The organism is Vibrio sp. Vb1980, from assembly GCF_033338615.1.
GTDB classification, from domain to species: Bacteria; Pseudomonadota; Gammaproteobacteria; order Enterobacterales; family Vibrionaceae; genus Vibrio; species Vibrio alginolyticus.
Genome location: NZ_JAWOSZ010000188.1, coordinates 1 through 513, shown reverse-complemented (window position 1 = coordinate 513; position 513 = coordinate 1). Strand labels below are relative to the sequence as shown.

Below are 513 nucleotides of genomic sequence, written 5' to 3'. Positions count from 1 at the left end.
ATCGCTTCCTGTGTCTTCACACGCCATGGGCAGGGCTTTTACTTGATTTCTCCATCGGAATTTGAACGCTTCTCACTGAGTGCTCGCAATATCACAGAACCACTCTGTTCTCTGGATATCAGCTGGTCCCGAATGAGTGGTTAGCGCTCAATCAAACAATCGTGCCGATTTGTAATCGATTGAAGATGGGGAGGTGGCTCAGTGGTCGGCGTCGGTGCCGAATCCAAAATGGCGCCGGCGGCCTCCGCGAAGCGAGGGGGCGTGGCTCAGTAGACCCAGGACACGGGCACCCACTGCGGGTCGGCGCACGCGCGGTCGAAGGCCTCGCACAGGCGCCCTAGCGTCTCGTCCACACCGTTGTGCACCAGGCAGAGGTCGAAGAGGTGGGCGTAGCGGCCCCGGATGGCGTCGGAGTCGGCGCGGAGCTGGCGCAGGGCCTCGGTCTCGGCGCCCTGGTCCGTAGGCGCGATGAAGACGATGAAGGGCGAGAGCTCAGCGGTGCGCACGGCCTTC

At 62.4% G+C, this 513-nt stretch carries 1 protein-coding gene; it reads right to left on the bottom strand.

The window, feature by feature from the left end:
• Positions 1–266 precede the first annotated feature (266 nt).
• The coding region (locus R7F64_RS24430; protein ID WP_318072228.1) for a hypothetical protein at positions 267–513 on the bottom strand (247 nt) is incomplete at its 5' end.